Origin of the sequence: Paraburkholderia sp. EG286B (assembly GCF_040965655.1) — a bacterium.
Classification (GTDB): Bacteria; Pseudomonadota; Gammaproteobacteria; order Burkholderiales; family Burkholderiaceae; genus Paraburkholderia.
In genome coordinates, this window is sequence record NZ_JBFRCF010000016.1 from 181,325 (window position 1) to 187,324 (window position 6,000).

At 59.8% G+C, this 6,000-nt stretch carries 4 protein-coding genes; 2 read left to right on the forward strand and 2 right to left on the reverse strand.

Going from position 1 to position 6,000, the window contains the following annotated elements; translation table 11 throughout:
• Positions 1 to 227 precede the first annotated feature (227 nt).
• Together AB4Y42_RS30345 and AB4Y42_RS30350 are read right to left on the reverse strand one after the other, a co-directional pair.
• Entirely contained in the window at positions 228 to 1,223 is a 996-nt protein-coding gene (locus AB4Y42_RS30345) for a ParB/RepB/Spo0J family partition protein (protein ID WP_368696209.1), read from the reverse strand.
• Positions 1,220 to 2,428 carry an AAA family ATPase gene (locus AB4Y42_RS30350; RefSeq protein WP_028208684.1) on the reverse strand — a complete coding sequence of 403 codons (1,209 nt, stop codon included), beginning with the start codon at positions 2,426 to 2,428 and terminating at the stop codon, positions 1,220 to 1,222. Before AB4Y42_RS30350 ends, AB4Y42_RS30345 begins: the two co-directional genes overlap by 4 nt.
• A 1,395-nt stretch (positions 2,429 to 3,823) precedes the next feature.
• Here AB4Y42_RS30350 and AB4Y42_RS30355 point away from each other — a divergent pair.
• Both AB4Y42_RS30355 and AB4Y42_RS30360 read left to right on the forward strand, forming a co-directional pair.
• The gene (locus tag AB4Y42_RS30355; RefSeq protein WP_368696210.1) at positions 3,824 to 5,164 is read left to right on the forward strand and encodes a replication initiation protein; all 1,341 of its coding nucleotides are present in this window, start codon (positions 3,824 to 3,826) and stop codon (positions 5,162 to 5,164) included.
• Between the two features lie 439 nt (positions 5,165 to 5,603).
• On the forward strand, positions 5,604 to 6,000 hold a 397-nt coding region (locus AB4Y42_RS30360; protein WP_368696211.1), incomplete at its 3' end, for a hypothetical protein.

The following is a 6,000-nucleotide window of genomic DNA, read 5'->3' on the forward strand; positions in this document are numbered from 1 at the left end:
CCAACCCTCGACACGCTGACTGCAACCGGAATCCACGCATCGTGCGCAGCATTGTCATCGCCCGCGCCGCCCAGTTCGATTTACCTTGCCGGTGTGTCGACTCGACACACGCCCCTCGCTCTCGTCCAACGAGCCCCTGTGTGTCAACTCGACACACAATCTAACGCGCAAAAAGAAAAAGCCCGCCAAAGCGGGCTCCCATCCACACCAACAACCTCGAGGCTCAATCACCCGGGTTTCACATTGAACAGCTGGCTAATCAGCTCCCGAATTTGCGTTTCCTGGGCATCCGACAACACGCCCGTCTTGAGCTTCACCGTAAAGCTGTTGGTGTCCTTGGTGATGCTGCCGGCGTGGCTCTTGCCCGAAAAGATCTTCTCGATGCTGCGCTCGGATACGCTTTCCGTCGCTTCACCCCGACTGGCCTGCGCTCCGATCGCCGCGGCCAGCTTGCCTTGATCCAGCGTCCGGCCGACCACTGCCGGCCACAACTCGCGCGCTGCCGAAAGACCCGCAGAACCGAACTTCTTGATTGCCGAGACGACCTCGTCAGCGGCCGACCCGCCGAGCAGTCGCGGATTCAAATCAAGATCGCGTCGAATGAAATCGGGCAGATTCTCAAAGGCCAAAAACCGGTACAGGCCTTTGCGCGACATTCCCAACGCCTCGGCCATGCGCTTGCGGGTCGGAAACTCCCGTTCGGCGCGCCGTAGCGATTGCCCGATCTCGTAATCGGTGAGGTCTTCGCGGCCGACGTTTTCCACCAGTGCGAGCACTGCCATGTCCTGATCGGAGCACTCGATCACGGAGGCACGAATGTCCTGCGCCTGAATCAGGGCGTGCGCACGAAGACGTCGCTCGCCGGCGATCAGCTGATAGCCGTTCTCCGCGCGGCGAACAACGACCGGCTCGACAAGCCCGACTTCGCGGATCGATTCAGCCAGCGAGGCAAGGCCTTCGTCGCTGAAAATCTTGCGCGGCTGCCACGGGTTCGGCTGAATCGCGTTCACGGGAAGCATGAGCTTGTCGCTTGTGTTCTCCAGTTCCTGAATGCGCTGCTGCGCCACCGCCAACGCGCCGAGCATGCCAGGCCCGGTCTTGAATGCGCTGCTGCGGCGCGGCTCGGCCGGAGCAACGGCTGCCGGCCGTTCGGCGGCTGGCCGCTCCGAAGACGAACCGAGTTCACGGGTCTTCGCCGCCATTTTGTCGCGGAATGAACTCACTTGCCGGCCCTCCATTGTTCTACGTAAAGATCGTCGATCCACTGTACGTAATCAGTCAGCGGCTGACGCACGCGCGCCACCGTCTTGTCAGCGAGGTCTCCCTTGCTGATGTCGAACACGGTCGCCATGGCGAGTGCGCCGTTACTCATCGCGGAGCTGGCCGGCACCTCGAGTGCGTTCACCCAGTCCTTGTAAGTCCGCTGCACCCATGAGCGCACCACCGGTGCCGACGACGTCTTGCCGTAGTCGACCTTCGAAAGCAGGACGGAAACGAAGTCGTATGTCTTCTCGTCGCCGCGTTCCATGATCGTGTGCGCGAGGTCCGAAAACAGGCTCCAGAACGACACCGAGCTGATGAAGTCCAGGCTCTCGGGCACCAGCGGCATGACCATCGCATCGGCGGCCATGAGCGCATTGATCGTGAGGTAGGACAGCGACGGCGCCGTATCCAGAATGATGTAGTCGTATTGCTTGCGCAGCACCTCAACGCCCTGGCGCAGCAGATCCCAGAACTTGAACCCCGGGTTCTTGATCACGGTACCGGGAATATGGAACTCCGCGGAAAACAGCGTGGGGTGCGCGGGAATGACGTCGAGCCCGTCCCAGTAGGTTTCCTGCACGAAATTGAGCAAGCCGCCTTCCATGTGCGGGTCGTAGATGAACGGCAGGACCGTGCTATCCTCAGTCACTTCCTTCTCAGCATACAGACCGCAGAGTTCCGTCAGCGACGCTTGCGGATCGAGGTCGATCAGCAGAACCTTGCGACCACGCAAGGTCAGGCCTTGGGCGAGACACATGGTCGTAGTCGTCTTCGTCGAGCCGCCCTTGAAGTTGGCAACGAGGATCACCTTGCCGTCGGCATCGCGCACGCCGGTATGGAGCGGTGTCTGATAAATATCGGAAACCTGCTGCACCCAGGTTCTCGCTTCGGGCAGGGTGAAGACCCGGCTGCGCCCGGACCCTTGCGCCACGCCTTGCGGGAGTCCCTCGCGGGTGGCGAGCAGGTTGTTCAGTTTGATGCGATCAATGCCGCACATCTCTGCGACCTGAGCGGACGTAAATGTGGGCGCCATCTTTCGCGGCCGCGGCGCCAGCATCATCTCCCGAAGCTCTTCAGATAGACGACCGGCCTCTTCGGCAAATTCAGTGATCGCGGAAAGATCCACACGTCGATCGATCGACGGCAATTCGATAGTTTTCGCCATTAATACGCTTTTTATCAGAATTTGGATAAAGCGTAGAATACAGCAAAAGCGTATGAAAACACACTAATTGAGGGTGATATGAAAAAAAATGACCCGTCAAAACGGTCTATATTGCCCTCGCGCAACATTCCTAAGGGCAAAGTACCAGCGCAACCGGCAACGCCACCAAGGCCGCTGTAGGCCCTTTCCCTCCGGTATGCCTATTTTTTGTGCAAATCGCCAGGGCCAGAGCACTTCGCTGCGACATCATCGGTCGAGGTTTTTGTGCAAATCCAGCTGCGGATCTTTCCGTGCAAGCTTTATCGCTCACATCCGCCTCGCGTAGTCACGGTTTTTGTGCAGTTCCACCGCCAGAACTCCCAGCACAGTCAGATCTGGCGGCCGGGTAACGATTTTTGTGCTTCCCAGATTTCTGCTACCCAGTCTGGCCGGCTACAATTGCACAAAAACCGTTACCGTACGCGCTGAGAAAGCCTTGTCGCGCGCGCCTGGCAACCGCATTGCACAAAAACCGTCACCCGATTCGCGCTCCAAGTGAGGTACGGCCGCCGTTTCCCTATCTCCAGGCGGTCCAATTCCCACCAGGACGAGTCTCCCACGTCAAAGCTGCACAAATTTCGTTACCTCACGCAGACGGCGAACGACCGAACTACCGCACCGCCACCGCACAATAACCGTTACCTTCAGGCCCCCTCCAGGATGTGCACAAAAAACGTTGCTATCACGGAGTCGCGCGCCCGTGCACAAAATCCGTTGCCTTCCATTCCTCGCGTCGGAAAGTCCCTCCTGAGTCGCGTCCCACCGACCTCCGTCAGCGCATTCAATCCGATCCTGGATCGTCTATAGACCTTCTGCACATAAACCACTTCCATAGACCACCGCAACTGCACAGAAATCGTTACCCTCCCACGGGTTTCGGCTGGCGAAAGGCAGATCGAGTCCAGGTGTTGCAACACTGGGAGCCTTTACGCGCGGGGCTTTGAAGCTATTCCGCCGTGAATTCCCTGACTGCATCGCGAGACACGACACGTCGAATTTTGCGTTGAGCATCTTTTTTGCGAGCGGTTTGTTTGTTTACTTAAAGATAAAAACCTACCAACCAACTAACGTACGCACGCGTTTTCTTTCATTTCAAACACTTGCCGTGCAAAAGCACCGTTCTATGTGCTCGCTGCACCGTTTTATGTGCGGCCAGGTGCCGTTTTATGTGCGGTCGCTGTAGAGATATTTGTGCGATCAGGTACGGTTTTTGTGCGCGACCCAAATCGGGTGCCTGTTTGAGGTAACGTTTATTGTGTTGACTTGTGTTTGCGTAGTGATAGAGTGCCCGCCAATGTCGACGGGGAGAGCGTGCGTATGTCGGAGGAGAGCGGGCGGAGGACTACAACACTGCAGATGTCGCTGGGTCTCTTTGAGGAGATGTCCGGCCAGCCGATCAATGAGAGCACGCGCGAGATCGGTTTTCAGCGCAACAACGTGTTCGTCGCCATCAATGGGCTTGGGCTGTCTTCGCGCCGTTTCATCGATGCCGCCTATTTCATTGCCGCCCAGGAACCCGCGCCGCGCGATATCTACGACGTCGACCTGAACTACTTCAAGTGGCTCATGCGCTATGAGAGCCGCAACGTGCGCCATTTGCAGAGCGTCATCAAGGAAGCGCAGCGCGTGCTGATCGAGGTGACCGACACGCCGCCCGACCGCGCGCCCAGCGAAGACGACCAGTGGATTTCCGAGCAGCTGATGGGCAGCGTCAAGATCGGCAAGGGGCGCATCCAGTTCCGCATTCCGCCGCTCATGCTGCGCCACATCACCGGGCCCGACAAGCATCACTGGCTGAACCTGTGCATCACGGCGTCGTTCTCGCAGACCTACGCGCGCGCGATCTACGACTACGTGCTGCCCTTCGTGGCGGCCGGGTTGACCGACTGGATCGAGCTCGACGTCATGCGGCGCTGGCCCGGCAAACTCGGTACGAGCGCGTCGGAGTTCAAGCATTTCCGGCCGAAGTACCTCGATCCGGCGGTGCGCCAGATCAATGAGCTATCGGACATCGACCTCAGCTACGAAACTCGGGCCGACTCGGAAACCTCGCGCAAAATCAACAAGATCCGCTTCCGGATGAAGCGCAAGGACACGGTCGCCGCGCTGCTCTCCCGGCAGCCCGACGCGCACGACCTGCTGCTCACGCTCAAGGAGGAGTTCGGCCTCTCCAACAAGCAGTTCGACGTGATCGCGGAGCATCGCATGAGCTGGACCGACGAGCGCATCCAGCAGGCCATCGAATACACGCGTTTCCGGCTCAACCAGGGCAAGGTGACCAAGAGCCCTGCGGGCTATCTGATGAAGGCGCTGAGCCACAACTGGCAGGTCTCGGAGGCCGAGCGCAAGATGGTGGCGATCCAGAGCGAGCTGGCCGTGGCCGCGACCGCTCAGGAGACCGCGAAGACGGTGGCGACCACGGCGGTGAAGCAGAGCATCGCGGCGCGCGACGAAGAGGCGCGCTCGCAGCGCAACGAGGAGGTCAAGCAAGGCCGCGAGCACTTCGAATCGGCCGACGAGAAGACCCGCAAGGAGCTGGTGCGGCTCTACATCGCCTCGCAGGCCGGCAAGCTCATGCTGCGCCGCCTGAAGCTCGAGGCGGGGGCGCTCTCCGACGTGAATATCCTCAACCACTCCGATCTCTCGTGGTATTTCGGGCAATTCGTCTACGGGAAGATGAAGCAGCTTGCCGCGTAGTGAGTGTCTTCAATACGCTCGACGGCTGATATGCCGGTGGGCGTATTGCGGCCTCGCCCCCGCAGCCCGTCACTGCCTCCCACGCTCACGCAACAGAAAACTTCCTGTCGATCAATGGCTTAGGGCACTCGTCCGGGGTGTTCTCCACAAGCTTGTCAACGCAATCTGTGGGTAACTCTCGCCCGCAATGCACGAGGCCTTCGCTATACCGACCGTGGCTCATTGATTTAACCGGGGCGCCTCGGCGATCGGGTACGCGGGCACCGAAGTATCACATCCCCTGTGATTTTTTCAGACGCGTCCGAGTGCGGGTTTCACCTGTTCAGGTGAAACTTAGCTCGCGACTCGCATTGGCCACCGCGGCTCATGCGCGATGGTGCTCCGGCGGTATGTGCCCACGGTGCGCCATCTGGTCAGGACTACAGAACAGGGAATCCCCATGGCGGAATCGGACAAACCGGTGAGACTGGTCACGGGTCGCCAGTCTGCGCATCTGGACATCATCCTCAAGGCTCGCAGGTACGAGCGCGATGAACGCAGCGAGCGGCGTGCGCCCGGGTTGTCGGTGGTCGAGTGGGCCGTTCGCGAGGAGAGCTGCCAGCCGTACCGGATCAGGGCGCTGGTCTCGACTGCCGGGCCGGTGGCGCGCCGGGATATCCTGGGCCAGCTCGCCAGGTTCAGGTTTCAGGTTGACGAGGGGGCGGTAGTGCGGAAGTTCGCGGGATTCGTCTCGCGTTTCGAGTCGGTGTCGAACTCGCGTGATGGCTGCACCTATCGTGTCGAAATCCTCCAGCATCTTGCGGTGCTGGACGGCCCGAGCAACTGCGCGACATACC